Origin of the sequence: Hydrogenophaga sp. PBL-H3, from assembly GCF_010104355.1 — a bacterium.
Classification (GTDB): Bacteria; Pseudomonadota; Gammaproteobacteria; order Burkholderiales; family Burkholderiaceae_C; genus Hydrogenophaga.
This window is the reverse complement of sequence record NZ_CP044972.1, coordinates 3,124,744-3,149,562: the sequence shown is the minus strand read 5'-3', so window position 1 is coordinate 3,149,562 and position 24,819 is coordinate 3,124,744. Positions and strand designations below refer to the sequence as shown.

The 24,819-nt window shown below is 65.2% G+C and carries 24 protein-coding genes and 2 pseudogenes; 16 read left to right on the top strand and 10 right to left on the bottom strand.

The features are described 5' to 3' along the window. Positions 1-7: 7 nt before the first annotated feature. On the bottom strand, positions 8-1,678 hold the full coding sequence (locus tag F9Z44_RS14580; protein ID WP_159607313.1) for a CTP synthase: 1,671 nt from the start codon (positions 1,676-1,678) through the stop codon (positions 8-10). Positions 1,679-1,801: 123 nt separating this feature from the next. On the opposite strand from F9Z44_RS14580, the gene coaBC reads away from it, so the two are divergent. Further along, positions 1,802-3,028, top strand: a complete 1,227-nt coding sequence (coaBC, locus tag F9Z44_RS14575) for a bifunctional phosphopantothenoylcysteine decarboxylase/phosphopantothenate--cysteine ligase CoaBC (RefSeq protein WP_159607311.1) — start codon at positions 1,802-1,804, stop codon at positions 3,026-3,028. A 90-nt stretch (positions 3,029-3,118) separates the two neighbouring features. On the opposite strand, the gene F9Z44_RS14570 is transcribed toward coaBC, so the two are convergent. Then, entirely contained in the window at positions 3,119-4,246 is a 1,128-nt protein-coding gene (locus tag F9Z44_RS14570; RefSeq protein WP_159607309.1) for a substrate-binding domain-containing protein, read from the bottom strand. Between the two features lie 153 nt (positions 4,247-4,399). Here F9Z44_RS14570 and F9Z44_RS14565 point away from each other — a divergent pair, with 153 nt between their 5' ends. The 7 genes and pseudogenes from F9Z44_RS14565 to F9Z44_RS14535 all read left to right on the top strand — a co-directional run bounded on the left by F9Z44_RS14565 (position 4,400) and on the right by F9Z44_RS14535 (position 9,160). Continuing rightward, positions 4,400-5,137, top strand: a complete 738-nt coding sequence (locus F9Z44_RS14565) for an ABC transporter permease (RefSeq protein ID WP_159607307.1) — start codon at positions 4,400-4,402, stop codon at positions 5,135-5,137. Then, positions 5,134-5,898 (top strand): ATP-binding cassette domain-containing protein, encoded by a 765-nt coding sequence (locus F9Z44_RS14560; RefSeq protein ID WP_159607305.1) that lies wholly within the window; start codon positions 5,134-5,136, stop codon positions 5,896-5,898. The genes F9Z44_RS14565 and F9Z44_RS14560 overlap by 4 nt, the downstream gene beginning before the upstream one ends. 65 nt (positions 5,899-5,963) lie before the next feature. Then, positions 5,964-6,707, top strand: a complete 744-nt coding sequence (locus F9Z44_RS14555; protein WP_159608745.1) for an extracellular solute-binding protein — start codon at positions 5,964-5,966, stop codon at positions 6,705-6,707. Positions 6,708-6,785: 78 nt separating this feature from the next. Next, positions 6,786-7,523: a molybdate ABC transporter substrate-binding protein gene (locus F9Z44_RS14550; RefSeq protein ID WP_236574147.1), complete on the top strand. Its 738-nt coding sequence runs from the start codon at positions 6,786-6,788 to the stop codon at positions 7,521-7,523. A gap of 129 nt (positions 7,524-7,652) precedes the next feature. Further along, a pseudogene (locus F9Z44_RS14545) lies at positions 7,653-8,270 on the top strand (MBL fold metallo-hydrolase); the annotation flags it as partial. Positions 8,271-8,383: 113 nt separating this feature from the next. After that, on the top strand, positions 8,384-8,794 hold the full coding sequence (locus F9Z44_RS14540; RefSeq protein WP_159607299.1) for a DUF3597 domain-containing protein: 411 nt from the start codon (positions 8,384-8,386) through the stop codon (positions 8,792-8,794). Between the two features lie 81 nt (positions 8,795-8,875). Beyond that, entirely contained in the window at positions 8,876-9,160 is a 285-nt protein-coding gene (locus F9Z44_RS14535; RefSeq protein WP_236574146.1) for a hypothetical protein, read from the top strand. 10 nt (positions 9,161-9,170) lie between these two features. Here the strand turns inward: F9Z44_RS14535 and modC are convergent, their stop codons facing one another. The 3 genes from modC to modA are packed head-to-tail and all read right to left on the bottom strand — an operon-like array spanning position 9,171 to position 11,701. Then, on the bottom strand, positions 9,171-10,271 hold the full coding sequence (gene modC, locus F9Z44_RS14530; protein ID WP_159607297.1) for a molybdenum ABC transporter ATP-binding protein: 1,101 nt from the start codon (positions 10,269-10,271) through the stop codon (positions 9,171-9,173). Beyond that, on the bottom strand, positions 10,268-10,951 hold the full coding sequence (gene modB, locus F9Z44_RS14525) for a molybdate ABC transporter permease subunit (protein ID WP_159607295.1): 684 nt from the start codon (positions 10,949-10,951) through the stop codon (positions 10,268-10,270). The genes modC and modB overlap by 4 nt, the downstream gene beginning before the upstream one ends. A gap of 3 nt (positions 10,952-10,954) precedes the next feature. Continuing rightward, complete coding sequence (modA, locus tag F9Z44_RS14520; RefSeq protein WP_159607292.1) at positions 10,955-11,701, bottom strand: molybdate ABC transporter substrate-binding protein; 747 nt, start codon at positions 11,699-11,701, stop codon at positions 10,955-10,957. A gap of 72 nt (positions 11,702-11,773) precedes the next feature. On the opposite strand from modA, the gene F9Z44_RS14515 reads away from it, so the two are divergent. Continuing rightward, complete coding sequence (locus F9Z44_RS14515; protein WP_159607290.1) at positions 11,774-12,547, top strand: TOBE domain-containing protein; 774 nt, start codon at positions 11,774-11,776, stop codon at positions 12,545-12,547. Positions 12,548-12,630: 83 nt separating this feature from the next. Here the strand turns inward: F9Z44_RS14515 and F9Z44_RS14510 are convergent, their stop codons facing one another. Further along, complete coding sequence (locus tag F9Z44_RS14510) at positions 12,631-13,044, bottom strand: GFA family protein (RefSeq protein WP_159607288.1); 414 nt, start codon at positions 13,042-13,044, stop codon at positions 12,631-12,633. A gap of 255 nt (positions 13,045-13,299) precedes the next feature. Here F9Z44_RS14510 and F9Z44_RS14505 point away from each other — a divergent pair, with 255 nt between their 5' ends. Beyond that, positions 13,300-14,754 (top strand): UDP-glucose dehydrogenase family protein, encoded by a 1,455-nt coding sequence (locus F9Z44_RS14505; protein WP_159607286.1) that lies wholly within the window; start codon positions 13,300-13,302, stop codon positions 14,752-14,754. Here F9Z44_RS14505 and F9Z44_RS14500 read toward each other — a convergent pair. Then, complete coding sequence (locus tag F9Z44_RS14500) at positions 14,666-15,877, bottom strand: glycosyltransferase family 4 protein (protein WP_159607284.1); 1,212 nt, start codon at positions 15,875-15,877, stop codon at positions 14,666-14,668. The genes F9Z44_RS14505 and F9Z44_RS14500 overlap by 89 nt on opposite strands. Before the next feature lie 181 nt (positions 15,878-16,058). Between F9Z44_RS14500 and F9Z44_RS14495 the strand changes: the two genes are divergently transcribed. After that, the gene (locus F9Z44_RS14495) at positions 16,059-16,661 is read left to right on the top strand and encodes a hypothetical protein (protein ID WP_159607282.1); all 603 of its coding nucleotides are present in this window, start codon (positions 16,059-16,061) and stop codon (positions 16,659-16,661) included. Positions 16,662-16,666: 5 nt separating this feature from the next. Here the strand turns inward: F9Z44_RS14495 and F9Z44_RS14490 are convergent, their stop codons facing one another. Then, entirely contained in the window at positions 16,667-18,319 is a 1,653-nt protein-coding gene (locus tag F9Z44_RS14490; protein ID WP_159607280.1) for an aminotransferase class III-fold pyridoxal phosphate-dependent enzyme, read from the bottom strand. 59 nt (positions 18,320-18,378) lie between these two features. On the opposite strand from F9Z44_RS14490, the gene asd reads away from it, so the two are divergent. The 3 genes from asd (at position 18,379) to F9Z44_RS14475 (ending at position 21,141) form a co-directional block, all read left to right on the top strand. Further along, entirely contained in the window at positions 18,379-19,281 is a 903-nt protein-coding gene (gene asd / locus F9Z44_RS14485; RefSeq protein WP_159607278.1) for an archaetidylserine decarboxylase, read from the top strand. Between the two features lie 144 nt (positions 19,282-19,425). Further along, entirely contained in the window at positions 19,426-20,586 is a 1,161-nt protein-coding gene (locus F9Z44_RS14480; RefSeq protein ID WP_159608743.1) for an IS30 family transposase, read from the top strand. 180 nt (positions 20,587-20,766) lie between these two features. Beyond that, positions 20,767-21,141, top strand: coding sequence for a hypothetical protein (locus tag F9Z44_RS14475; RefSeq protein WP_201449968.1), 375 nt, complete (start codon positions 20,767-20,769; stop codon positions 21,139-21,141). A gap of 305 nt (positions 21,142-21,446) precedes the next feature. Here F9Z44_RS14475 and F9Z44_RS14470 read toward each other — a convergent pair. Next, positions 21,447-21,901, bottom strand: a pseudogene (locus F9Z44_RS14470) (integrase). A gap of 205 nt (positions 21,902-22,106) precedes the next feature. Between F9Z44_RS14470 and F9Z44_RS14465 the strand changes: the two are divergent. Both F9Z44_RS14465 and F9Z44_RS14460 read left to right on the top strand, forming a co-directional pair. Beyond that, the gene (locus F9Z44_RS14465; RefSeq protein WP_236574145.1) at positions 22,107-23,435 is read left to right on the top strand and encodes a PQQ-dependent sugar dehydrogenase; all 1,329 of its coding nucleotides are present in this window, start codon (positions 22,107-22,109) and stop codon (positions 23,433-23,435) included. 110 nt (positions 23,436-23,545) lie between these two features. Beyond that, positions 23,546-23,911, top strand: coding sequence for a c-type cytochrome (locus F9Z44_RS14460; protein ID WP_236574144.1), 366 nt, complete (start codon positions 23,546-23,548; stop codon positions 23,909-23,911). Between the two features lie 147 nt (positions 23,912-24,058). Here F9Z44_RS14460 and F9Z44_RS14455 read toward each other — a convergent pair whose 3' ends face one another. Then, positions 24,059-24,817 carry an ABC transporter ATP-binding protein gene (locus F9Z44_RS14455; protein ID WP_159607276.1) on the bottom strand — a complete coding sequence of 253 codons (759 nt, stop codon included), beginning with the start codon at positions 24,815-24,817 and terminating at the stop codon, positions 24,059-24,061. Positions 24,818-24,819 lie beyond the last annotated feature (2 nt).

The following is a 24,819-nucleotide window of genomic DNA, read 5'->3' as shown; positions in this document are numbered from 1 at the left end:
TACTCGTTCAGGCGGGGGTGGCAACTTTGGCGGTCTGGCCCTGCTGGGTCAGCGCGGCCTTCACATACGCGTTGAACAGTGGGTGGCCGGCCCATGGGGTGGACTTGAACTCGGGGTGGAACTGCACGCCCACGTACCAGGGGTGCACGCTCTGGGGCAACTCCACCATTTCGGTGAGTTGCTCGCGCTGCGTGAGCGCCGAGATCACCAGGCCGGCCTTGCGCAGCTGGTCGAGGTAGTTCACGTTGGCTTCATACCGGTGGCGGTGGCGCTCGGTGACCACCGGGCCGTAGATCTGGTGGGCCAGCGTGCCCGGGGCCACGTCGGAGCTTTGTGCGCCCAGGCGCATGGTGCCGCCGAGATCGGAGTTGGCGTCGCGTTGCTGGATGCTGCCGTCCTTGTCTTTCCACTCGGTGATGAGCGCAATGACGGGGTGCGGCGTGTCGGCCTCGAACTCGGTGCTGTTGGCGTCTTTCAGACCCGCCACGTGGCGTGCGTATTCGATGGTGGCGACCTGCATGCCCAGGCAGATGCCCAGGTAAGGCACTTTGTGCTCGCGGGCGAAGCGCGCTGCGCAGATCTTGCCTTCGATGCCGCGCTTGCCGAAGCCGCCGGGCACCAGGATGGCGTCGAAACGGCCCAGCACCTTGTCCACGTTGGTGGGGCTGATCGTTTCCGAATCGATGTAATCGATCTGCACCTTGGCGTGGTTCTTCATGCCGGCGTGGCGCAGCGCTTCGTTGAGCGACTTGTAGCTGTCCGACAGGTCGACGTACTTGCCGACCATGGCGATGTGTACCGTGGCCTTGGGGTGCTCCACCTCGTAAACCAGATCGTCCCAGCGCTTGAGGCTGGCCGGTGGGGTGTTCAGGCGCAGCTTGTCGCAGATCAGGCCGTCCAGGCCTTGTTCGTGCAGGATGCGCGGCACCTTGTAGATGGTGTCCACGTCCCACATGGAGATCACGCCCCACTCGGGCACGTTGGAGAACAGGCTGATCTTGGCGCGCTCTTCGTCGGGAATGCGGCGGTCAGCGCGGCAGAGCAGGGCGTCGGCCTGAATGCCGATGGCGCGCAGCTCCTTGGCGGTGTGCTGTGTGGGCTTGGTTTTCAGTTCGCCGGCCGCGGCGATCCAGGGCACGTAGCTCAGGTGCACGAAGGCCGAGTTGTTCGGGCCCATGCGCAGACTCATCTGGCGCACGGCTTCCAGGAACGGCAGCGATTCGATGTCGCCCACGGTGCCGCCGATTTCAACGATCGCCACGTCCACCGCATCGGGCGTGCCGATGCCGGCGCCGCGCTGGATGAATTCCTGGATTTCGTTGGTGACGTGCGGGATCACCTGCACCGTCTTGCCGAGGTAGTCGCCCCGGCGCTCCTTTTCCAGCACCGACTGGTAGATCTTGCCGGTGGTGAAGTTGTTGGTCTTCTTCATCCGCGTTTCGATGAAACGCTCGTAGTGGCCCAGGTCCAGGTCGGTTTCGGCGCCGTCGTCGGTGACGAAGACCTCACCGTGCTGGAAGGGGGACATGGTGCCCGGATCCACGTTGATGTACGGGTCGAGCTTGATGAGGGTGACTTTGAGGCCGCGGGATTCAAGAATCGCGGCCAGGGATGCGGAGGCTATGCCTTTGCCCAGGGAGGACACCACACCGCCGGTGACGAACACAAATTTGGTCATGTCTCGGGCGAGCCAGATGCTCGCAGGAGGTGGAAATGGCGATTATAAATGGCGCCCCCATCCTCCTCCGCAGCCCCCACCCGGCTGGCCTCGTGGCTGGGGTCGAACTGCTACATTGCGCCCATGAACGAACTCGCTGGAAAACACATCGTCCTGGGCCTATCGGGCGGCATTGCGTGCTACAAGGCGGCCGAACTCTGCCGGGCGCTGGTGAAAGAGGGCGCCACCGTGCAGGTGGTCATGACCGAAGCGGCCGAGCAGTTCATGACCGCTGTGACCATGCAGGCGCTCTCGGGGCGGCCGGTCTTCACCTCGCAGTGGGACGCGCGCACCTCGGGCGGGGCCGACAACAACATGCCCCACATCAACCTCAGCCGCGAGGCCGACGCCATCGTGGTGGCCCCGGCCAGTGCCGATTTCATGGCCAAGCTGGTGCATGGGCGGGCCGACGAACTGCTTTCCCTGATGTGCCTGGCGCGCCCCATCGAGAGCGTGCCGCTGATCCTGGCGCCTGCCATGAACCGCGAAATGTGGTCGCACCCCGCCACGCTGCGCAACATCGAACAGCTGCGCGCCGACGGCGCCACCGTGCTCGACGTGGGCGCGGGTGAGCAGGCTTGCGGCGAAACCGGTGACGGTCGCATGCTGGAGCCCGACGAGTTGCTGTACGACCTGATCCGGTTCTTCACGCCCAAAGTGCTCGCAGGTCAGCATGTGCTGGTGAGCGCAGGGCCCACCTTTGAAGCCATCGACCCGGTGCGGGGCCTGACCAACCTCTCCAGCGGCAAGATGGGCTTTGCCATCGCCCGCGCGGCGCACGAGGCCGGCGCCCATGTGACGCTGGTGGCCGGTCCGGTGGGTCTGCCCACGCCGCGCGGCGTGGGGCGGGTCAACGTGAAGTCGGCATTGAACATGCAGAAAACGCTGGACCACCTGGCCCAGAGCGCCACGGTGTTTGTCTCGGCTGCTGCCGTGGCCGACTGGCGTCCGGCGCAGATGATGGACCAGAAGATCAAGAAGGACGGTTCGGGCGAGGTGCCCACACTGTCGTTCGTTGAGAACCCCGACATCCTGGCCGGCATTGCCGCCAGCCCGCGTGCGCAGAGCGGCGTGCTGTACTGCGTGGGCTTCGCTGCCGAGAGCCACGACCTGCTGGTCCACGCGCAGGCCAAGCGCGCACGAAAGGGCGTGCCGCTACTGGTGGGCAACATCGGACCAGACACCTTCGGGCAGGACGACAACGCGTTGCTGCTGGTGGATGCGCACGGCACGCTGGAATTGCCGCGGGCTTCGAAACTGGCGCTGGCGCGTCGGCTCGTTGCCGAGATCGCGCGGCGGCTGGCGCACTGAACGACCCGGCGCCGGGCCGCCCCAAGCCGGGTCAGCCCCCTCGGGGGGCAGCGGACCTCGCGCAGCGGGGGAGCGTGGGGGCCCGGTACTTCAATCCCACCAGGGGAGCAGCCGCTTCATGGCGGCGACCTCACCGCAGTGATCAGGCACATAACCCGGCAGGCTCGCCAGCTGGTCGTGCCAGGCGCGGCTGCGCAGGCGTTGCAGCAGGCGCTGCACGGCAGGCTTCTCCAAGGCGGTTTTCAGGCACACCAGCAGGTAGCGCTCTTCGGTGAGCGGCACAAAACCCAGGCCCTGGGTGCGAGCGGCGTATTCGGTGCCCAGGCCCACGTCGGCCGCGCCGCTGGCCACCGCTTGCGCCACCGCGGCGTGTGAACTCTCCACGTGCTCGAAGCCGGTGATGTCTTCGGGCATCAGCAGCGACTGCGTGAGCAGCTCGTCCATCAGCAAGCGCGTGCCGGTGCCCAGCGCGCGGTTGACGAAGCGGGCCTGCAGGCGGGCCACATCGTTCATGTCTTGCAGCCGCAGCGGGTTGCCGGGGGCCACCATCAGACCCTGGACACGGCGCGCAAAGCCGATGATCTTGTGCAGTCCGGGCTTGAGCATCGGGCGGTAGGTGCGCGCGCTCTGGCTGCCCGAAGCGGCAAAGGGCTGGGTGTGGAAGCCCGCCACGACGCAGCGACCTTCGTTGAGCGCACGAATGGCGTCCACGCTGCCGCAGAAGCGGATGTCCAGGTGCAGGCGGCCCGTGTCCTTGCCCCCCGGTGCATGGGTGGCGGCGAATTCCTGCAGGGCGCTCAGGGCGTGGTCGTGGCTGGCGTAGAGCGTCAGCACCTCGCTGTCGCCTTCCTCGCTGGCGTCGTCGAAGGCGCGGGCAAAGGCGCGTTCGAGCTCGGCACGCAGGCTTTCGATCTGGGGACCCAGCCGGGCCTGGGCCAGCCGTTCGGCCATGAGCAAGCGTTCGCCAAACGGCGTGAGACGCGCGGCCTGGCCGCGTTCCCAGAACACGAGTGCCTGGCCCAGGGCGGTTTCCCAGTCCTTGAGTTGCCCCCACACGTGGCGGTAAGACAGGTTCAACTGCCGCGCGGCGGCCGAAATGGAGCCGCTGGCGTGCACGGCCTGCAGCACGTCCATCATCGGATTGCGCAGCAGCGCATGGCCACTGGAGCGGCCCGGCGCGCGGGCGGCGAACGCGTACGACAACTCGATCTGTTTCATGGAGCGCGAGTGTGCCCCAAGCGCATGGTGCCTCGGTTCAGCGCTGCGGCGCGAGCGAGACAACGTATGAAATGAATTGCCTATGTTCGGTGGTTCATACCGCGTCAGTACGTAGCTGCCCGAAGGGGTGTTTCCCCTATGCTCAGCGCCCACATGAACACCTTTTCCGATAGCGTCTCCACCGCACTGCAACTGGTGATTGCGGGCAATCCGGGCCTGTGGGCCGTGGTGACCCGATCCCTGGCGGTGAGCGCACTGGCGTGCCTGCTGGCATGTGGCCTGGGACTGGTGCTCGGCGCCTGGCTGGCGGTCTCCCGGTTTGCGGGGCGCGGCGTGGTGCTTACCTTGCTCAACACCTTTCTGGCCGTGCCCTCGGTGGTGGTCGGTCTGGTCATCTATCTCTTGCTGTCACGCTCGGGTCCTTTGGGTTTTTTGGGTTGGTTGTTCAGCTTTCAGGCCATGGTGCTGGCGCAGGCCTGCCTGGTGCTGCCGCTGGTCACGGCGCTCACACGCCAGGTGGTTGAAGACGCCGACCGCAGCCACGGCGAGCAACTCTCGTCCATGGGCGCGGGCCCGGTGCTGCGCAGCCTGCTGCTGGCCTGGGACGATCGTTACGCCCTTATCACGGTGCTGCTCACGGCGTTTGGGCGCGCGGTGTCCGAGGTGGGCGCGGTGATGATCGTGGGCGGCAACATCGAAGGCTTCACCCGCGTGATGACCACCGCCATCGCCCTGGAGACCAGCAAGGGCGATCTGCCGCTGGCGCTTGGCCTGGGTCTGGTGTTGCTGGGTGTGGTTCTGGTGCTCAACGCGCTGGTCTCGCTGGTGAGCCGCTGGCGCGAGCGCGCCGACAGTGCCGATGCGACCCGGCTGAAACTGGTGACCCCATGAGCGGCCTGCCCTTGAAGGCGTCGGTACCCGCCGTGTGTTTCGACCTGCGCAATGTGCAGGTGCACCTGGGGTCCTCGGGTCGGCTGCATGCCCTGACCGACATCTACCTGCGCATCCAGGCGGGCGAGCGCGTGGCGCTGGTGGGCGCCAACGGCAGCGGCAAGAGCACCATGCTGCGCACCTTGCACAGCCTGCAAAGCATCAGCGGTGGCGAGTTGCACGCATCAAGCCAGCAGCGTGTGGCCATGCTGTTCCAGCGGCCGCACATGCTGCGCCTGAGCGCGCGGCTGAACATACAGCTCGGGCTCTGGCTCAAGGGCGTGGCCTGGGGCGAGACGCGTGCGCTGGCGCTGGCCGCGCTGGACCGTGTGGAGCTGGGGCACATTGCCGAGCGCAATGCGCGGGCGCTCTCGGGCGGGCAGCAGCAGCGCGTGGCGCTGGCCCGCGCCTGGGCCTTGCGCCCCGACGTGTGGCTGCTCGACGAACCCACCGCCAGCCTGGACCCGCACGCCAAGCGCGAGGTAGAGGCCCTGATTGCCGAATTCACCACCCGTCCCGAACACGGCACCCCCGAGCGAGCTCCCACGCTCGTGTTCAGCAGCCACAACCTCGGCCAGGTCAAGCGCCTGGCCAGCCGCGTGATTTACCTGGAGCAGGGGCGGCTGCTGGCCGACCTGCCGGTGGCCGATTTTTTCAACCACGACCTTCTGCGTTCCCTGTGTCCGCAGGCCCATTTGTTTGTTCAAGGAGAAAGTTTGTGAATGCCCTCCGCCGCCTGACCTGTGTTGCCGCCCTCGGCGCCGCCCTGTTGTCCAGCGCGGGCGCCATGGCGCAAAGCATCGTGGTGGCGTCCACCACATCCACCGAGCAGTCGGGTCTGTTTTCCCACCTGCTGCCCGAGTTCAAAAAGGCCAGCGGCGTTGATGTGAAGGTGGTTGCGCTCGGCACCGGCCAAGCCATCGACATGGCGCGCCGGGGCGATGCCGACGTGCTGTTCGTGCACGACAAGGTGGCCGAAGAGAAGTTTGTGGCTGATGGTTTCTCCGCGAAGCGCCAGGAGGTCATGTACAACGACTTCGTGCTGATCGGTCCCAAGGCCGACCCTGCTGCCACCAAAGGCAACGACATCGTGGCCGCCATGAAAAAGGTGGCCGCTGCCAATGCGCCCTTCATCTCGCGCGGCGACAAGAGCGGCACGCACGCGGCCGAGCTGCGCTTCTGGAAGATGACCGACACCGACGCGAACAAGGGATCGGGCTACAAGGAGTGCGGCTGCGGCATGGGTCCTGCGCTCAACATCGCGTCCAGCGCCGGTGGTTACGTGCTCGCCGACCGTGGCACCTGGCTCAACTTCAAGAACCGCGCCGATCTCGTGGTGCTGGTGGAGGGTGACAAGCGCCTGTTCAACCAGTACGGCGTGATGCTGGTGAGCGCGGCCAAACACCCGCAGGTGAAGACGGCCGACGGCCAGAAGTTTGTGGACTGGGTCACCGGAGCGGCGGGTCAGGCGGCGATTGCTGGCTACAAGATCGGCGGCGAACAGCTCTTTTTCCCCAATGCGACAAAGTGAAGCGCGATGCGCTGCACAAGCCTGAGAGTTGTTGCCCTGGCCACGCTGGCCGGTTGTGCTTCGACTGAGACCGTTCCAGTGACCAAAGAACCCCTGCAGGTCTACGCCGCCGGCAGCCTGCGCGAGGTGTTCACCGAGATCGCGCGTGATCATGAGGCGCGCACCGGACAGAAGATCGCGCTGACGTTCGGCGCTTCGGGTCTGCTGCGCGAGCGCATCGAAAAAGGCGAGGGCGCGCAGGTGTTTGCTTCGGCCGACACCCAGCACCCGCAGCGTCTGGCGGTCGCTGGCGGCTGGGCACCACCCACCGTGTTCGTGCGCAACAGTCTTTGCGCGCTCACGCAGGCCAGCGTGAACGCCACGCCACAGAACCTGCTGGAGACGATGCTCAACCCGGCTGTGAAGCTGGGCACATCCACGCCCAAGGCCGACCCGTCTGGCGACTACGCATGGGAGCTGTTCCGCAAGGCCGATGGCGTGCGCGCCGGCGCGTATGCCGCGCTCGACGCCAAGGCGCTCAAGCTCAGCGGCGGCCCCGATTCGCCCAAGCCACCCGCTGGCCAGGGCACCTACGCCTGGTTGATGGACCAGGGCCAGGCCGACGTGTTCCTCACCTACTGCACCAACGCCGTGGCGGCGCAGAGAGAAGTGTCGCGTCTGAAGGTGGTGCAGGTGCCCGCCGCCTTGCAGGTGGGCGCGTCGTACGGCCTCACCGTGCGGCGCGGTGCGCCCGCGCCGGCCGAGGCCTTCGCCCAGGCCTTGCTGGCGCCGTCCGCGCAGGCCGTCTTCGTGCGTTACGGCTTTGGCCAACCCTGATGGCAAGGGCCGGTGAAGCACGCTTTCGTGCACATTGCTGAGGCAGCCACGGGGCATGAAGCCAGGGATGGCGGTTGATCGGGCGACGCCGAATCTTTGGCGTCCCCTCACATCCCACGGAGTGAATCGAATACCGGTGACAAATTGGTGCTGGTGGACGCCGGTGCAGCCGGCCTGTTCGGCCCGACCCTGGGCAAGCTGTTGGCCAACCTGAAGGCCGCCGGCTACCAGCCGGAGCAGGTTGACGCGGTGGTGATCACCCACATGCACCCCGAACAGTACGACGCAGATTTCTGGCTCAGCACCGCCAACATGGAGAAGGCACCGGTCGAATCCAGGGGCTTCTTCCAGGGTGCGATGGCTTCGCTCAACCCCTACGTCGCCGCGGGCAAGTTCAAACCCTTCAATGGCAACACCGATCTGGTGCCGGGCATCAAGGCGCAGGCCGCGCACGGCCACACACCGGGCCACAGCACTTGCGTCGTGGAGAGCAAGGGCCAGAAGATGGTGATGTGGGGCGACCTGATGCACGTCGCTGCGGTGCAGTTCGAAGAGCCCTCGGTGACCATCACCTTCGACAGCGACAGCAAGGCCGCAGCGCTGCAGCGCAAGAAGGCCTATGCCGATGCCGCGAAGCAGGGCTACTGGGTCACCGCCAGCCACCTGTCCTTCCCCGGCATTGGTCACATCCGGCATGAGTGCAAGGGCTACCGCTTGGTCCCAGCGAACTACAGCGTCGTGCGCTGAATCCGCTGGGCCGCCGGCCCACCTGGCGGGCTGATGTGCCGCCGTGGTCCATCTGCCGCCATACTGGCCCCTGACCGCTTTGCCGACACCCATCCACATTCAAGGAGCATTTCATGGGCCTTTTCAGCAACATCCTCGACAAGCTCGGCATGGGCTCACCCAAGGTGGTGCCACAACCACCGGCCGCCCCACCTTCGCCATCCGCCGCTCCCTCGGCCGCACCCGCAGCAGCGCAGGCCCCGGCACCCGTGGCCTCCATCACCATGGTCGACGTGGTCGCCCTGATGGAACAGAAGGCTGCGGCCAACCCGCAAAAGCTCAACTGGCGCACCTCCATCGTTGATCTGCTCAAGCTGCTCGACATCGACAGCAGCCTGACCGCGCGAAAGGAACTGGCCAAAGAGCTCTACTGCCCCGACGAACTCATGGGCGACTCGGCCAAGATGAACATGTGGCTGCACAAGAATGTGCTGGCGCACATCGCGGCCAATGGCGGCAACATCCCCCGGGATTTGCTCGATTGATACTTTCGATGATGGGATCTTCCCGAGGCGGGCGCTGAAACGCCGTTTGGCGCATTGACAGCGCTGGCCCGCTGACCTTCAATGAATTTTTCATTCATGGAGATCGGCATGCGCACCATCTGGTTGGGTTCCCTGGTTCTCGCGGCGCTTTTGCCACTGACCTCGTTTGCCGAAGGCGCGAGCTGCACGGCAGCCGCCACCGAGAAGAAACTCGCTGGCGCGGCCAAGAACTCGTTCATGAAAAAGTGCGAGAAAGACGCGGCTGCCGCGTGCACCGTCACCGCGGGCGAGAAAAAACTCGCCGGTGCCGCCAAGAACAGCTTCACCAAGAAGTGCACCAAGGACGCGGTGGGCGCGGCGAGCTGACCCGGCTGGGTCAGCGCACCATCGCCACGCCCTTGATCTGCGCGAACACCGCCTGACCGGGCGCAATGCCCAGGCGGCGCGCCGAGAGCTGGCTGATGCGTGAGAGCAGGCGCGTGGCCGCGGGGCCCTGGCCCAGCTGCAGGCCCACCAGCACCTGGCCGGGTGTGTCGTCCACCACATCGACCACCGTGGCGCCGAGCACGTTGAGCACGCTGCTGTGCTCCGGGGCCTGCAGCGACAGGCTCACATCGCGCGCCTGAATGCGCACGCGCACCGGCGTGCCTTCGGGCAGGGCAGCGTTGCTGGCTTGCGGCAACAGCAGGCGCCCGCCGGCAAACGCCAGTTCGCTCAGGGCGTCGGCGGGTGAATGGCCCACGGCGTGCGCCTCGATCAAGGCCGCCGCCGAGTCGCCACGCGCCAGCGGCAGGTCCAGCCGCGTCATGAGTTCCACCACCGGCCCGCTGCACAGCGCCTGGCCTTCGCTCAGCAGCACCACGTGATCGGCCAGGCGAGCCAGTTCGTCGCTGGAGTGGGTCACGTACACCACGGGCGTGTCCAGCCGCGCGTGCAGTTGCTCCAGCCACGGCAGGATGTCGTTCTTGCGCGCCGCGTCGATGGAGGCCAGTGGCTCGTCCATCAAGAGCACGCGCGGGCTGGTGGCCAGCGCGCGCGCGATCGCCACGCGCTGGCGTTCACCGCCGGAGAGTTCGTGTGGCCGGCGCTGCAGCAGGTGGGCAATGCCCAGCAGATCCAGGCCGTGGTCCCAGGCGTGGCGGCGCTGGGCGGGCGGTGTGCGCTTGAAGCCGAACATCAGGTTGTCGCGCACGTTCAGGTGCTCGAACAGGCTGGCCTCCTGAAACACATAGCCCAGCGCGCGCTGGTGTACTGGCCGCATCACGCGCTGCGCACTGCTCTGCCACACGTCGCCATCCACACGCACCTCGCCCTGTGCCTGGGGCTCCAGGCCCGCGAGCACGCGCAGGCACGAAGTCTTGCCCGAACCCGAGGGGCCGAACAGCACCGTGACGCCGCGCGCGGGCAGGCGCAGGTCCACGTCGAGCAGGAAGCCGGGGCGTTGCAGCCGCGCAGTGAGTTGCAGGCCCTCGGTCATTGCAGGCCCCTGCGCTGACGCTGGTTGTAGAGCTGCAGTGCCAGCAGCACCAGAAACGAAAAGCCCAGCATCACCGCGGCCAGGCGGTGCGCATCGGCGTATTCCAGCGCCTCCACGTGGTCGTAGATCTGCACCGACACCACCCGCGTCACACCGGGAATGTTGCCGCCCACCATGAGCACCACGCCGAACTCGCCCACCGTGTGCGCAAAACTCATGATCACGCCGGTGACCAGTCCCGGCCGACACAGCGGCAGCACCACCGAAAAAAAGGTGTCGAGCTTCGAGGCACGCAGGCTGGCCGCGGCTTCCAGCGGGCGTTCACCCAGCGACTGCATTGAATTGAGCACCGGCTGCACCATGAACGGCAGCGAATACAACACCGAGGCGATCACCAGCCCGGCAAAGCTGAAGGTAAGCACGCCCAGGCCCAAGGCCTGCGTGAGCCCGCCCACCGGGCCATTCGGCCCCATGAGCACCAGCACATAGAAGCCCAGCACCGAAGGCGGCAACACCAGCGGCACCGACACCAGCGCACCCACCGGCCGGCTCCACACCGAGCGGCTGCGTGCCAGCCACCAGGCCAGCGGCACACCCAGCACCAGCAAGATGGCGGTGGTGAGCAATGCCACCTGCAGCGTGAGGCCGATGGCCTGGAGATCGGAAGCGGTCAGCAGCACGGCTCAGAGCTCGTAGCCATACGAGCGGATGAGTGTCTTGATGTTGGGGCTCTGAAGCAATGTCATGAGCGCCCGCGCAGCCTCGTTGCCGGCGCCGGTTTTCAGCAGCACCGCGTCTTGCCGGATGGGCGCGTACAGACCTTGTGGTACCACCCACATCGAGCCACTCTTGAGCCGCCCGCCTTCGAGCACCTGGGACAGGGCCACGAACGCGATCTCGGCGTTGCCTGTGTGGGCGAAGTTGTAGGCCTGGCCGATGCTCTCGCCCTGCACCAGTTTCGGGGTGAGCGCGCTGGTCAGGCCCAGCTTGTCGATCACTTCCACCGCCGCCGCGCCGTAGGGTGCGGTCTTGGGGTTGGCCAGGGCCAGTTTTCGAAAGCCATCGGTCTTGAGCACCGCGCCCCGCGCGTCCACCCGGGTTGCATCCGCCGACCACAGCACCAGCTTGCCGGTGGCGTAGGTAAAGCGGCTGCCCGGCTGCACCAGGCCGTCGGACTCCAGCTGCGCGGGTGCTTTGGTGTCTGCCGAGAGCAGCACGTCAAACGGCGCGCCATTCCTGATCTGCGCATACAGCCGGCCCGTGGCGCCCACCGTGATCTGCAGCTTGTGACCGGTGGTTTTCTCCAGCACCGCGCCAATGGCCTTGATCGGCTCGGCGAAGTTCGCCGCCACCGCCACCTGCGCCTCGGCGGCGTGCAGTGCGCCGGCCATGCAAAGCAGCAACGCCGGCAGCAGTGAACGTGCGAACATCGAGCGATCCTTTCAAAACTACCGCTATTCCAATTGAGAATAGCGATAAGTATAGATCGCAAGCCCAGCACCATGACCGCCAAAAAAGACCAGGACCGCACACCCGCCGACCTGCCCCAGGCCCTGACCGACGCCAGCGCCGACAAGCGCCTGGACGTGTTGCGCCACGTGGCCGCCGGCTGCTCCATTTCGCAGGCGGCGCGCCAGGTCGGCATCAGCTACAAGGCCGCGTGGCAGGCCATCGACACACTCAGCAACCTCAGCGGCGTGCCGCTGGTGGAGCGCACCGTGGGCGGCGTGGGCGGCGGCGGCGCGCGCATCACCGCCGATGGCCTGCAACTGCTGTCGCTTGCCGCCGAGCTGGCGCGCGCACGCCAGCAGGTGCTTTCCCGCTTTGCGGGTGGCGCCATCGGCGAGGGCGGCCTGGGCCTGCGCACCAGCATGCGCAACCAGCTGCGCTGCCGCGTGCTGCACTGCGCGCCCACGGCCCCGGGCGACCCGACGGTGGAGGTGACGCTGACCACCCCGGGCGGCGCGCAACTGGTGTCCAGCATCACGCAGGAAAGCGCGGATTTGTTGGGCCTCACACCCGGGCTGGCCGTGCTGGCCTTGTGCAAGGCCACCGCAGTGGAGGTATCGCTGGTGAACTCAAAAACCGTTGCTGGCGCGCTGGCGGGTCGCATTGAGCGCTGCGCGCCCGGCGCCCGGCAAGACGAGGTGGTGCTGGCGCTGGAGGGCGGCGGTCACTGGGTGGGCTTTGCGCGGCACCCGTTCAAGGGGAGGGTGGGGGATGCAGCGGTGGCGGTCTTGCTGCCGGCGGCGCTGGTGATCGGGTTGCCAGGCTGACTGTCTTGACGCCTTGACAGTGCTTCCCTCCAGCGCATCGACGCTCGCTGAAGCGTCGCGGGTTCACTGGTGGTGGATGGCGATCAAGGCGGCGGATTCCTGGCTATCCGGGGTGCGCCATCGTCCGGGAGAGACCACGCCTGGGCGTGTTCACAAAACATGTGGAACTGAGGCTTGAACCATGAGGTGTCATCGAGCATGCCGGCTTTGATGAAGTCCAGTGCCGGCATCACCGCGACGTCTGAGAGCACCGGCGAGCCGCAGTGGCGACAGAACTTGCGCACCACAGCCTGGGTGGAGTCGCCCACATCGTGGAACTCGGCGAGGGGCTCGCCCGACATCTTCAATGTGCCCTTGGGCACGCCCACCAGCATGGAGAACGCTGATCCCGACTGCTTCTGGCAGTGCTTGCAGTGACAGACGCCCATGAGCACTGGCTGGGCCGCGGTTTCATAACGAACCGCGCCACACAGGCATGAGCCGGAGATAGTGGCCATATCGATCGCCTTTCCGTCGGTGCCAACGCCGCCGAGCGACCGGCCCGACGGCTGACGTGGAGATGCTATCTGTCGCGCCCTGATGCAGCAACATCGGACCGCCGGAGGGCTGCGTTTCTCAAGTGGGGTTCCCGCGCAGCCGCGCCCATGCAGGGCCAGTCTTTGCCCGGCCCCGTTTCACGCATCTGTCATCGCCCTGCCAACGCGGCTTCATCTTGCGGTTGCAGCATGGTCTCCAACCAACGGAGAACAGCCATGAAGATTGCAGTGGTGGGTGCAGGGTATGTGGGTCTGGTCACCGCGACCTGCCTGGCGGAGCTGGGCAACGATGTCATTTGCGTGGACCGTGACCACGGCCGTGTCGCGGTGCTGCACGCCGGCGGTGTGCCAATTTTCGAGCCCGGTCTTGACGATCTGTTGCAACGCAACCGCAGCGCCGAGCGCCTGCGCTTCACCGCCTCGATGGCGGTGGCCGTGCGGCATGCCGAGGTGATCTTCATCGCGGTCGGAACACCGCCACAGGAAGACGGATCGGCGGACCTGCAGCATGTGCTGGCCGTTGCCGCGCAGATCGGTCAGCACATGACCGAGTTCAAGGTGGTGGTCAACAAGTCGACCGTGCCCGTGGGCACCGGCCGGCGCGTGGAGCAGGCCCTGCGCAGCGCACTGGCAGACCGCGGCCTCGATGCGCTGGACTTCGCGGTCGTGTCCAACCCGGAGTTTCTCAAGGAAGGTGCGGCGCTGGACGACTTCATGCGCCCGGACCGCATCGTCATCGGCCTGCCCGCCGGTGAAGCCGGTGAAGCGGCCCGGCGCCTGATGACACGCCTGTATGCCCCGTTCAACCGCAACCACGAGCGCAGCCTCTGGATGGATGTGGCCAGCGCCGAACTCACCAAGTACGCGGCCAACGCCATGCTGGCCACACGGATCTCGTTCATGAACGAAATGGCCCACCTGGCCGATGCCCTGGGTGCCGACATCGACGCCGTGCGCCGGGGCATCGGATCGGACAGCCGGATCGGCCACAGCTTCCTGTACGCCGGCACCGGCTACGGAGGCAGCTGCTTTCCCAAAGACACGCGCGCGCTCGTGCACACGGCGGCCGCGCACGGCTTGCGCATGCGCCTTGTCGAGGCCACGGAGTCGGTGAACCGGCTGCAAAAGCATGTGCTGGTCGATCGGATCTGCGCGCATTTCGGTGCCGACTTGCGTGGGCTGCGCCTGGGTGTGTGGGGGCTGGCCTTCAAGCCCAACACCGACGACATGCGCGACGCACCCAGCCGCATCGTGATCCCCGAACTGCTGAGCCGGGGTGCCCAGGTGCTGGTGCACGACCCGGTGGCCCTGAGCGAGGCCCAGCGCGCGCTGAGCGCCGACCTGGGGCACCCGGTGAGCGAGATGGACGGCCTCTCCTTTGTTGAATCCCCGCTGGAGGCACTGGCCGATGTGGACGCGCTGCTGGTGCTCACCGAGTGGAAGTGTTTCCACCATCCGGACTTCGACGCCATGGCGCGGTGCATGCGCGGACGTGTCATCTTTGACGGCCGCAACCTCTACGACCCGGCGCTGATGGATGCGCTCGGATTTGTTTACCAGGGTATCGGACGGCGCGGCCTGCTCAAGCCTGCACAACCGGTTGACGCACGGCCAGCAGCTGGTGCCACACCCCTTCGACCTGACGCGCAATCTGCCCCCAGTCCTGCGTGAGTGTGGTGGCGCGGCCGCGCTCGCGCAGATGCTCGACCAGCCCGGGGTTGCTGATCAGGTCGACGGCGTTCTGAAGGAAGGCCGTCTCGTCGCCCCGGGGTGCCAGCAGGCCGTTGTCGCCGTGGCGGATCAGCTCGGCGGCGGCGGCGTAGTCGAAGGCCAGCACGGCCAGCCCGCTGGCAAGCGCCTCCGGCGTGACGTTGCCGTAGGTTTCGGTCACGCTGGGGAAGACGAAGAGGTCGGCGCTGGCGTAGTGGCGGGCGAGGTCGTCGCCGCTTTGTGCACCCACCATCAGGGCCTCGGGGCAGGCTTGTGCCAGGGCGTTGCGCGAGGGTCCGTCACCCACCACCACCAGCTTGAGATCGGGCCGCACGGCGCGCATCGCGTTCCAGCTGCGCGTCAGCAGATCGAGGTTTTTTTCGCGGGCTAGCCGACCCACCGACAACAGCACGGGTTGATCGGGCGCCGCACCCCACTGGGCCCGCAGGGCCTCGCTGCGGTGCACCGGGGAGAACCGGGCGGTGTCCACACCCCGTGCCACCACCATCAACCGCTCGAAGCCCTGGGCGGACAGGTCGTGCAGCAGGTCGCTGGACGGCACCATGGTGCAATCCGCGAGGTTGTGGAATTTGCGGAGGTAGGCCGCGATGGGCTTGCGAAGCCAGCCGATGCCGTAGTGCTGGCTGTAGGCGTGAAAGTTGGTTCTGAAGTCGGTGCTGAGTGGCAGCCGCAGCTTGCGCGCCGCCTGCACCGCCGACCAGCCCAGCGGGCCTTCGGTGGCCACGTGCACCAGGTCGGGCCGTTGCCGGCTCCATTGCGCCAGCAGCGCGCGTTTGATCGGCATGCCCAGGCGCAGCTGGGGATAGCGGGGAATCTCCAGTCCACGAACCAGGAGTTCGTCGTCGCAGGCGTCGCGATCCTTGTCGGTCAGCGGTTGCCGTGGGCGGATCAGCTGGATCTGGTGGTTGCCCGCCTGAAGCCGCTGCACCAGCTGCTGCAGCGTGACGGCCACGCCATTGACCTCGGGCGGATAGGTCTCGGTGACCACGGCCACCCGCAAGCTGGGTCGCGGCACGGGCAGGTGTTCAACCAACAGGGCATCGCAGACATCGGAGGTGTTCATGGGACCCATGTTCATCGCTCGCGATAACAGTTGTGTGACACGCTGCGCGCCGCGCAACAACCGGTCATGTCACTGCCATGTCTTGCTGGATGTCACCGCCGTTTCATTTTGCCGCCGGACCATCGTGTGCAGGACCGTTCATGGTGATCGGGCCTGTGCGTGACCGAACCAGAGGAATTGAATGAACACGTTTTTCAAAGAGCTCGAGACACAGCGCTGGGACGACCACCGCTATTACCACCACAGCCGCATCAACCAGAGCCTGCACTTGCTCAGCGCGCTCAGCTTTCTGGTGGCCTACGCCTTGCTGTTCACCGATCCGGCGCTGGCCGCGCTGGTGGCCTGGCTGGTGTCCATGGTGAGCCGCCAGGCGGGCCACTTCTTTTTCGAGCCCAAGGGCTATGACGAGATCAACCAGGCCACGCATGCGTACAAGGAAGCCGTCAAGGTGGGCTACAACCTGCAGCGCAAGGTGGTGCTGATGCTGATCTGGGCCGCGTCGCCGCTGCTGCTGGTGGCCCAGCCCGACCTGTTTGGCCTGATGGAGCCGCACACCGACTGGCTTGGTCTTGCGCACAACGTCGGCTGGATGTGGCTCTGGGTGGGTGTGGGTGGTCTGGCCTTTCGCGTTGCCCAGCTGTGGTTCCTGAAAGACCTGCGCACGGGCCTGGTGTGGGCCATCAAGATCGTGACCGACCCGTTCCACGACATCATGCTGTACCACCGCGCGCCGCTGCAGTTGCTGCGCGGCGAGTGGATGGAGCCGGGACCGCGCGGCGGCTGAAGCCCTCAGGCGCGTGCGCTCCAGCGGGCGCGCCACATTTCCTTGAGCACCCGCCGCTGCAGATCGCGGGCCGTCGTTCCGGTGGGCGTGCTCCACCAGCCGTCCTCGGTCATGCGCTGGCAGGCCAGCACGAAGCGGCGCAGCACCTCGGCCATGTCCTGGTCGCTGTAGTTCAGGCTGAAGACCATGCGCCCGGTGCCCACCCAGCTGAGCGCCAAGCCTTGCTCGCGCAGGTAGAACTGCAGCATCCAGTGGTAGCGCGAAGGCTGGGTGAAGTTGACGGTCCAGATGCTGGAGAGCCCGACCACCCGAACCGGCACACCGGCTTGCTGCAGCCCGTGGTTGAACTGCTTCAGGTGCTGGTGCCAGCGCTCGTCCAGGCCGTCGTAGAGGGCTTGAACCTCGGGGGTGTCCAGCTTTCTCAGAAACGCGTTCATCGCGCCCATCACATAGGGGTGCGCATTGAAGGTGCCACGGGCAAAGCAGATGTCGGCCGGGCGCTCGGAGCGAAACCGCTGCATCCAGGCGGCCTTGCCACAGACCACGCCCACCGGCAGGCCGCCACCGAGTGTCTTGCCGTAGGTGACCAGGTCGGCCTGCACGCCGTAGTGTTCCTGCGCTCCGCCGCGCGCCAGCCGGAAGCCCACGAAGACCTCGTCGAAGATCAGCGCAATGCCTCGCTGCGTGCAGACCTCGCGCAAGCGCCCCAGCCACTGCGCGTAGGCCTCGCGCTCGGCCGGATCGCTCTGGCGCGCGGTCATCACGGTCGAGTCGCCCGGCGCATTGCGGTTGGGGTGCAGGGCCTGCAGCGGGTTGACCAGCACGCAGGCAATGTCCTTTCGGGTCCGCAGCACGCCCAGGCTGCGTTCGTCCATGTCCTTCAGGGTGTAGGCGTGGCCTGGCGGCATCGGGTTGCCGGGTCCGGGCTGCACGTCGTCCCACCAGCCGTGGTAAGCGCCGCAAAAGCGCACCAGCTTCTTGCGGCCGGTGTGGTAGCGCGCCAGCCTCACCGCCTGCATCACCGCTTCGGTGCCGGACATGTGGAACGACACAGCATCCAGGCCCGAGATGGCTTTGAGCCGCTCCACGTTGTCGGCCACGCAGGGGTGGTAGCCACCCAGCACCGGCCCCAGCGTGGCGCCCAGCTCGGCACCCTCGGCCATGGTGGCCTTGTAGAAGTCGACACCGAACACATTGACGCCGTAGGAGCCGGTGAGGTCGAAGCAGTGGTTGCCGTCGATGTCGGTCAGGCCAACGCCCTCGGCTTGCGCCCAGAACGCGGGCAGCGCCAGGTGTTGGCGCACCAGCTCGCTGAACTGGAACGGTACACGGTAGCGGCCGGTGAACTGCAGATCGGGCAGCCCGCTGCGCAGCTGCGCGGTGAGCGCCAGGCCTTGCGGTGCCCTGGCGTTCAGATCGGCGGACAAGCGAAAGAAGGCCGCCTTGCGCCGGGCCGCCACCTCAGGCGAGGCTCCGTCGGCCGCAAAGAAGCGGTCTTCGGTGTAGCTGTAGCCGGGCACCCAGCGCGCCAGGCGCTTGGCCATGAACGAATGCCCGGCCAGCGACCGGTGTTTGGCGCGCGAGAGCTGCAGACGCTGGTGCACGAAGGGAAAAGCGGCGGCCAGTGCGCTGGCGGAAAGAACCCATGCGGTGGACATCTGACACACACCTGAAAAGTGAAGGTGTGACATTTGTAGATCACTGCTTTGACAGAACCATGAACATCAATGCCTGGCGCGAAAAATTCCTTCTCAACGAAGATCTCAACTTCCTGCTCACCAACCGGATACCGCGCGTGGCGGCCACCCGCTTCATGGGCTGGTTCAGCCGAATCCGGAGCCCTGTGCTCACGCGCCTGTCCATTGCGGTATGGCGGCTGTTCACCGATCTGGACCTGAGCGAGGCGAAACAACAGCGGTTCGAGAGCCTGCGCGACTGCTTCACGCGCGAACTCAAGCCGGGCCTGCGCCCGTTCGAGCCCGACCTGGCCGTGTTGTGCAGCCCCAGCGACGCCATCGTGGGCGCCTGCGGACCGATCGATGGCACCGACGTGCTGCAAGCCAAAGGCTTTCCCTATCCCTTGCAGGAACTGCTGGGGTCGCAGGCCATGGCGCAGCGCATGCAGGGCGGGCGCTACACCACGTTGCGCCTCACCTCGGCCATGTACCACCGCTTCCATGCTCCCCATGCGCTGGCGGTGGACCGGGTGACCTACATCAGCGGAGACACCTGGAACGTCAACCCCATCGCGCTCAAACGCGTCGAGCGCCTGTTCTGCAAGAACGAGCGTGCCGTCATCGAATGCCGCCTGCCCACCCTGGGTGACGCGCCGCTGATCCTGGTGCCGGTGGCCGCGGTGCTGGTGGCCAGCATCCGCCTTCACTGGCTCAACATCCTGCTGCACCTGCGCTGGCCCGGCCCCAATGTGATTCCCTGTTCTGCCCGCATGGCCAAAGGCGAGGAGATGGGCTGGTTCGAGCACGGCTCCACCATCATCGTGCTGACACCTCCCGGGCTGGTGCCGGTGGCGGGCATCGAGAGCGGTGTGCGCATCCACGCCGGCCAGGCCTTGTTCCAGCAACGAACCGCCGACGCTACAGCGCTCGCTTGTCCAGGATAAATAGGGGTCGCGCGCGGTCCGATGGCGGGTAGTCGCTGCGAATGCTGCGCTGCAGAACTTCGACGGCTAAGTCGGCTTGAGACGGCGGATTCAACCGGTCGATGCAACACACTGAGAACTGCATGAGCAGATGGAGTGTTGCAGATGAAGTACCGGACACGAAACTACTACACCGACAGCCAGAAGGCATTGATGTGGGAGCGCTGGAGAGAAGGTTGGACGCTTCACCAGATAGGTCAACTGTTTGACCGGCCGCACACCTCGATCCAAAACATCTTGGTGAAAACTGGTGGCATTAGGCCACCACAGCGATGCCGGTCCGCGACGGCGTTGACCTTGGTTGAGAGAGAAGAAATATCGCGGTCCGTCGTTGCGGGCGAATCGATTCGGTCGATCGCTGCACGACTTGGCCGGGCGCCATCGACAGTCAGTCGTGAGTTGAAGCGCAATGGTGGCCAAGAGAGTTATCGAGCCGCGCAGGCCGACAGCGATGCTTGGGGCCGAGCGCTTCGGCCCAAGCGTTGCAAGCTCATGGAGAGCCGCAGCTTGGCACGCATCGTCGCCGACAAGCTAAGAGCGCTGTGGTCGCCTGAACAAATCGCGGGCTGGCTAAAGCATACTTATCCGTGCGACGAGAGCCTTCACGTGTCACACGAGACCATCTACCGCAGTCTGTTCATTCAAGCGCGTGGCGCATTGAAGAAGGAGCTGTTGGCGCACCTAAGACGAACCCGCGGGATGCGTCGCTCTCGCCACTACACGCAGAAAACGGCGGGCCATGGGCAGATCGTTGACGCAGTTTCCATCAGCGAGCGACCTGCGTCTGTCGAAGATCGAGCGGTGCCTGGTCACTGGGAGGGAGACTTGGTCTTCGGCAGTGGTAACAGCCAGATCGCGACGTTGGTCGAGCGCCAGACGCGGTACGTGATGCTGGTGAAGCTGGACTGCAAAGACTCGCAGACGGTCGTCAACGCGCTCATCAAGAACGCTCGCAAGCTTCCGCAGGAACTCTACAAGTCACTGACTTGGGATCGAGGCAAGGAGATGGCCGCGCACAAGCAGTTCACAATGGCCACCGACATCCAGGTCTACTTCTGCGATCCACAAAGCCCGTGGCAACGCGGAAGCAACGAGAACACGAATGGCCTGCTCAGGCAGTACATGCCCAAGGGCATGGACATCTCGGGTTTCTCACAGCTTCAGCTCAACGCGATCGCGAGACAATTGAACGAAAGGCCGCGCAAGACGCTCGGCTTCCATACGCCCGCTGAGATGTTCAGCGAATCTGTTGCATCGACCGGTTGAATCCGCCCTGCACATCTGTCTCTCAGGTCCCAAGTGGAAAACCGCCCAACTCCAGTTTAGAAGTGACCGGATATGGGGGAAACGTCAGTCTGAACACATCCTGTCTTTGGATGTGTCCGGGAAACTGGAGGAAAGCCAGTTTCAGGCCTAAACTGCACGGGTCACTTCAAAGGAATCCTCATGCTTCGCATAGCACTCCTGTCCTCCTTCATCATGCTTCCAGTTTTCGCCTGTGCTCAAGACGCAGTACAGACGGATGGGGAGAAGTACAAAGTCATTTTCGAGAATGAATGTGTGCGGGTGCTCGACTACAAGGACAAACCCGGCGAAGTGACACATCAGCACAAGCACCCAGCTTTCGTTCTTTACTCACTTTCATCTTTCAAACGTTCCATTGCCCTCCCTGACGGAAAAACACTGCAACGTCAGTTCAAGGAAGGGGATGTCATGTGGTCTAACAGCCAGACCCACATCGGGACCAACAATGGCGAAACCCCTACCCACGTCATCCTTGTCGAGATGAAGAGTGAAATCGGGGTCTGCGCGAGCAAGTGAAGCCCAGCCGCTCGCTCAAGCGGATCGCCAACAGCAGGCTACCGAGCCCGGGCCGGTGACCGGCTACTTCTAGCCGGATGGAGAAGTCTAGCCATCGTCTTCGCAGGTCGCTACCCATCTGACAGGTTCCGGACGTTCGTGGTCGAGGCACCAAGTCGTCGCGATCTTGCCTCGCGGTTATTGCGGCATGCAGCGCTTGAACGGCGGCTGCTCGATCCAAACCAGTCGTTCCCCTGCGTGCGTTCATTTGGGACGTCCGAGCATCGCTTTCGACGACCGAACACAACGACTTGCGCTGTGCCAGCTCAGATCTCCGCCGGCCCGGAGATCTCGAGTGCGTCATCGACCTCAATGCCGAGGACTCTCACCATTGTTCTGCGCATCGAGTGGGTGCCACAGTCCCCGCGGTCCAGGCCGATGGCTTCCACCCGGCTGGCTTGATCCATGCCTGCACTGCCTTCCGGGGCGCTGGTGTGCTTTCAAACTGAACTGCCTGCTGGGGCATGAGCTGCGTGACGGTGGCTCGTGTCGCGACGTGGTCGCCGTGACACACATCGCGGACCTTCAGATTGACGAGGTCGCAGCCACGCAGCTTTCTGTCAGATCCCAGGTTGAAGTGGGCGAGCTCGCGTACTCGAGCCTCCATCTGCAGACGCACGCGCAGCGCCCGGATGTCCTTGAACTTGAACGGTGCCTTTTGACCGACGATCTTGCCCTTGTTCCACGGCTCGAGATGAACACCATTTACGGCGGCCTCCATGAGGGTCTCCCATCGGGTTGAGCCAAACGGGTGACGGTCATCGGCCGGCGACGGACGTTCGAGGTGGACTGAAAGACCTCAGGCGGTTCTAGGGAAAACGCTAGGTGCCCTGGCATGTGCCATTGATAACCTGTTAGGCGGGGTCATACGCGAATGCAGGATCCCAAGAGCCATACCGCTCAGAAAAAGCAAATAAGGAGACAACATGACTCAAGTGGTACCTTTTGCCGATCCCTCTGGGGATTCACGATCTGCGCATCGCTCGCCGTGGTCGAAGCTGCCGATCGGCCTCGCCGCAATCATCGGGATGATGGTTGCGACAGCTGCCGTCGCGCAGGTGACCGTCAAGGTAGAGGACTTCCAGAAAACCGAGTCGCCCTGGGACATGGCCTTCCTGCCCGACGGCACCATGTTCTTCACCGAGAAGTGCAAGGGCTTGTCTGTGCGCCTGCCCTCGGGCAAAACCACTGCGCTGCTCGGCGTGGGTGGCTCCACTGGCTACGCGAGCGTGAAGGAAGACCTGTTTTGCGACGGCCAAGCTGGAGTGCAGGGCGTCGCCATCGACCCGCAATTCGCAAGCAACCGCTTCGTCTATCTGTACTCCAGCTCGAAGGGCTCGAACCGCACCTACGGCGGCTACAACAACATCGTCATGCGGATGAAGATGGACCCCTCGATGTCCTCTGTGTCCGATGTCGTCGAGATCATCAACGACATCGGATACAAGCCCCTCAAGTCGAACCATCCGTTTGGCGGGCCGGGCGCGCACAACGGTGGCCGCATCCGCTTCAACCCGGGTGACGGTTTTCTGTACGTCACGACTGGCGACAACCACAACGGCGAAGGCCCGCAGAGCCCTACGCAGATCCGCGGCAAGGTGTTGCGCGTGGATCGCGACGGGAAAGCCGCCCCGGGCAACAACCCGCCACCGGGCTTCGACAAGCGCATATTCGCCTACGGCTTCCGCAACCCTCAGGGCATAGCGTTCCGTCCGGGCACGAACGAGCCCTTCATTTCGGAGAATGGCCCCTGGCACAGCGACGAGGTCACCAAGCTCGTCAACGGCGGCAACGGTGGCTGGGACCCGCGTGACAACCGCAACGGCCGTGGCGCCTGCCCCGACGGTTACTGCGGTTACTCGCCCAACCAGATGGGCGCCATGCCGCCGGCCGAGCGCAGCGCGTTCATGTCCATGACCGACGTACGCGCATACCCTGACGCCATGAAGCCGGCCTGGAACAACAACGGCCTGTCGCAGGGCATGTGTGGCAGCGTGTTCCTGGTGGGCAAGCAGTGGAAGGAATGGGAAGGTCGTCTGGCCGTCGGCTACGCCGGCATTGGCATCCACGGCACGCCCACCGGCAACCGCATCGACATCCTTGACATCAGCAAGGACGGCACTGCCTCCACTCGCCAGGAACTGTCCTGGCCGACGTTCGCTGGTCGCTTCCGTCACGTATCAATGGGCCCGGATAACGCGCTTTATGTCGCCGATGAGGCGAGCGGCATGATTTATCGCGTAACGCCCAACTGAGCCTGTTCTGTATGGGGAGCGCTGCCGTTCGGCAGCGCTTTTTCATATGGATCAATGTTTTATCACCTCGACTCACGCTCGAACGTTGGTCATTTAATGCCGTGTTGACTATGAATCATTTGCCATCTTTCCCCATCACGCGCCGAGTGAGCTGGACCACGGTCGTGCTGCTTGCGGGTGTCACTGCGGTGGTCTGGAGCCCCAAGGCAAGCGCCGACACCGCACAGCTCCAGACGCTCATGCAGCGCAACAACTGCAGCGCTTGCCACTTGATCGACAAGCGCAAGTACGGACCCAACTTCAATGAGGTGGCGGTCCGGTATGCCGGCAACGCCGGCGCTGTGGCGATGCTTGCTACCAAGATCCGGGCGGGAGGGAGCGGCGTATGGGGAGAAGACATGATGCCGCCACAGGCCAACGTCAGCGAGGCCGATGCTCGCACCATTGCCGAACTGATCCTGGCGCTCAAGCCCTGAATGACCACGTCCGCGAAGCTGCATTCCAAGACCTGCCCAGACCCGAAGAGACCACGGCTGATCTGCAATCACTGCATACCGGTCTTCACGCCCAGAGCAACCCTGCATCCTCTGCAAGCCGCTCGCACACCCACCCACCACGCCCTCTCAAACCGTCCCGCGTCCCAACTGCTTCAACACCTCGGTCTGAAAGTCCCCGCCCTCGCTTTGCGCCATGAATTCGGCGGCCGATCCTTCAAAGCGCACCGCGCCCTGGTGCAGCAGCATCAGCCGGTCGGCGTGGCGGGTTTCTTCGATCAGGTGGGTGGCCCAGAGCACACCCATGCCCCGGCTCTGGCACAGGCCGCGCACGGTGTCCAGCAGCTGCTGGCGTGAGGCCGGGTCCAGGCCCACGGTGGCTTCGTCCATGAGCAGCACGCGAGGCTCGTGCAGCAGCGCGCGGATCAGCTCGATCTTGCGGCGCGTGCCGCCCGAGAGGCTGCGCACCACGGCTTTGGCCTGGTCGGCCAGGCCCATGGTCTCCAGCAGGGTGTTGATGCGTGTGTTGGCCAGCTTGCGTGGCATGCCGTGCAGGTCGGTGTGGAAGTGCAGGTTGGCTATGACGCTCAGGTCCATGTCGAGCGCGCTTTGCTGAAACACCACGCCCAGGCCGGCGAGTGCGCGGCTGGGGTGCTGGCGCATGTCGTGGCCAAGCACCTCGATGCTGCCCTGGTCGGGCGTGAAGAGGCCGGTGAGCAATTGCAGCAGGGTCGATTTGCCCGCGCCGTTGGGCCCGAGCAGGGCCACCATCTCGCCGGCCCGCAGGGTCACGTCCACCCCTTTGAGCGCGGGCTTGGCGCCGTAGGACTTGTGCAGGTTGCGGGCCTGGAGCAGGGTGGCGGTGGGGGCGTTGTGGGCTTCGGTCATCG

What these genes read in the sequence shown, in the direction of transcription:
- F9Z44_RS14580 (WP_159607313.1), bottom strand. Translation starts at nt 1,678, where the DNA reads ATGACCAAATTTGTGTTCGTCACCGGCGGTGTGGTGTCCTCCCTGGGC.
- coaBC (WP_159607311.1), top strand. Translation starts at nt 1,802, where the DNA reads ATGAACGAACTCGCTGGAAAACACATCGTCCTGGGCCTATCGGGCGGC.
- F9Z44_RS14570 (WP_159607309.1), bottom strand. Translation starts at nt 4,246, where the DNA reads ATGAAACAGATCGAGTTGTCGTACGCGTTCGCCGCCCGCGCGCCGGGC.
- F9Z44_RS14565 (WP_159607307.1), top strand. Translation starts at nt 4,400, where the DNA reads ATGAACACCTTTTCCGATAGCGTCTCCACCGCACTGCAACTGGTGATT.
- F9Z44_RS14560 (WP_159607305.1), top strand. Translation starts at nt 5,134, where the DNA reads ATGAGCGGCCTGCCCTTGAAGGCGTCGGTACCCGCCGTGTGTTTCGAC.
- F9Z44_RS14555 (WP_159608745.1), top strand. Translation starts at nt 5,964, where the DNA reads ATGGCGCAAAGCATCGTGGTGGCGTCCACCACATCCACCGAGCAGTCG.
- F9Z44_RS14540 (WP_159607299.1), top strand. Translation starts at nt 8,384, where the DNA reads ATGGGCCTTTTCAGCAACATCCTCGACAAGCTCGGCATGGGCTCACCC.
- F9Z44_RS14535 (WP_236574146.1), top strand. Translation starts at nt 8,876, where the DNA reads ATGAATTTTTCATTCATGGAGATCGGCATGCGCACCATCTGGTTGGGT.
- modC (WP_159607297.1), bottom strand. Translation starts at nt 10,271, where the DNA reads ATGACCGAGGGCCTGCAACTCACTGCGCGGCTGCAACGCCCCGGCTTC.
- modA (WP_159607292.1), bottom strand. Translation starts at nt 11,701, where the DNA reads ATGTTCGCACGTTCACTGCTGCCGGCGTTGCTGCTTTGCATGGCCGGC.
- F9Z44_RS14515 (WP_159607290.1), top strand. Translation starts at nt 11,774, where the DNA reads ATGACCGCCAAAAAAGACCAGGACCGCACACCCGCCGACCTGCCCCAG.
- F9Z44_RS14510 (WP_159607288.1), bottom strand. Translation starts at nt 13,044, where the DNA reads ATGGCCACTATCTCCGGCTCATGCCTGTGTGGCGCGGTTCGTTATGAA.
- F9Z44_RS14505 (WP_159607286.1), top strand. Translation starts at nt 13,300, where the DNA reads ATGAAGATTGCAGTGGTGGGTGCAGGGTATGTGGGTCTGGTCACCGCG.
- F9Z44_RS14500 (WP_159607284.1), bottom strand. Translation starts at nt 15,877, where the DNA reads ATGAACACCTCCGATGTCTGCGATGCCCTGTTGGTTGAACACCTGCCC.
- F9Z44_RS14495 (WP_159607282.1), top strand. Translation starts at nt 16,059, where the DNA reads ATGAACACGTTTTTCAAAGAGCTCGAGACACAGCGCTGGGACGACCAC.
- F9Z44_RS14490 (WP_159607280.1), bottom strand. Translation starts at nt 18,319, where the DNA reads ATGTCCACCGCATGGGTTCTTTCCGCCAGCGCACTGGCCGCCGCTTTT.
- asd (WP_159607278.1), top strand. Translation starts at nt 18,379, where the DNA reads ATGAACATCAATGCCTGGCGCGAAAAATTCCTTCTCAACGAAGATCTC.
- F9Z44_RS14480 (WP_159608743.1), top strand. Translation starts at nt 19,426, where the DNA reads ATGAAGTACCGGACACGAAACTACTACACCGACAGCCAGAAGGCATTG.
- F9Z44_RS14475 (WP_201449968.1), top strand. Translation starts at nt 20,767, where the DNA reads ATGCTTCGCATAGCACTCCTGTCCTCCTTCATCATGCTTCCAGTTTTC.
- F9Z44_RS14465 (WP_236574145.1), top strand. Translation starts at nt 22,107, where the DNA reads ATGACTCAAGTGGTACCTTTTGCCGATCCCTCTGGGGATTCACGATCT.
- F9Z44_RS14460 (WP_236574144.1), top strand. Translation starts at nt 23,546, where the DNA reads ATGAATCATTTGCCATCTTTCCCCATCACGCGCCGAGTGAGCTGGACC.
- F9Z44_RS14455 (WP_159607276.1), bottom strand. Translation starts at nt 24,817, where the DNA reads ATGACCGAAGCCCACAACGCCCCCACCGCCACCCTGCTCCAGGCCCGC.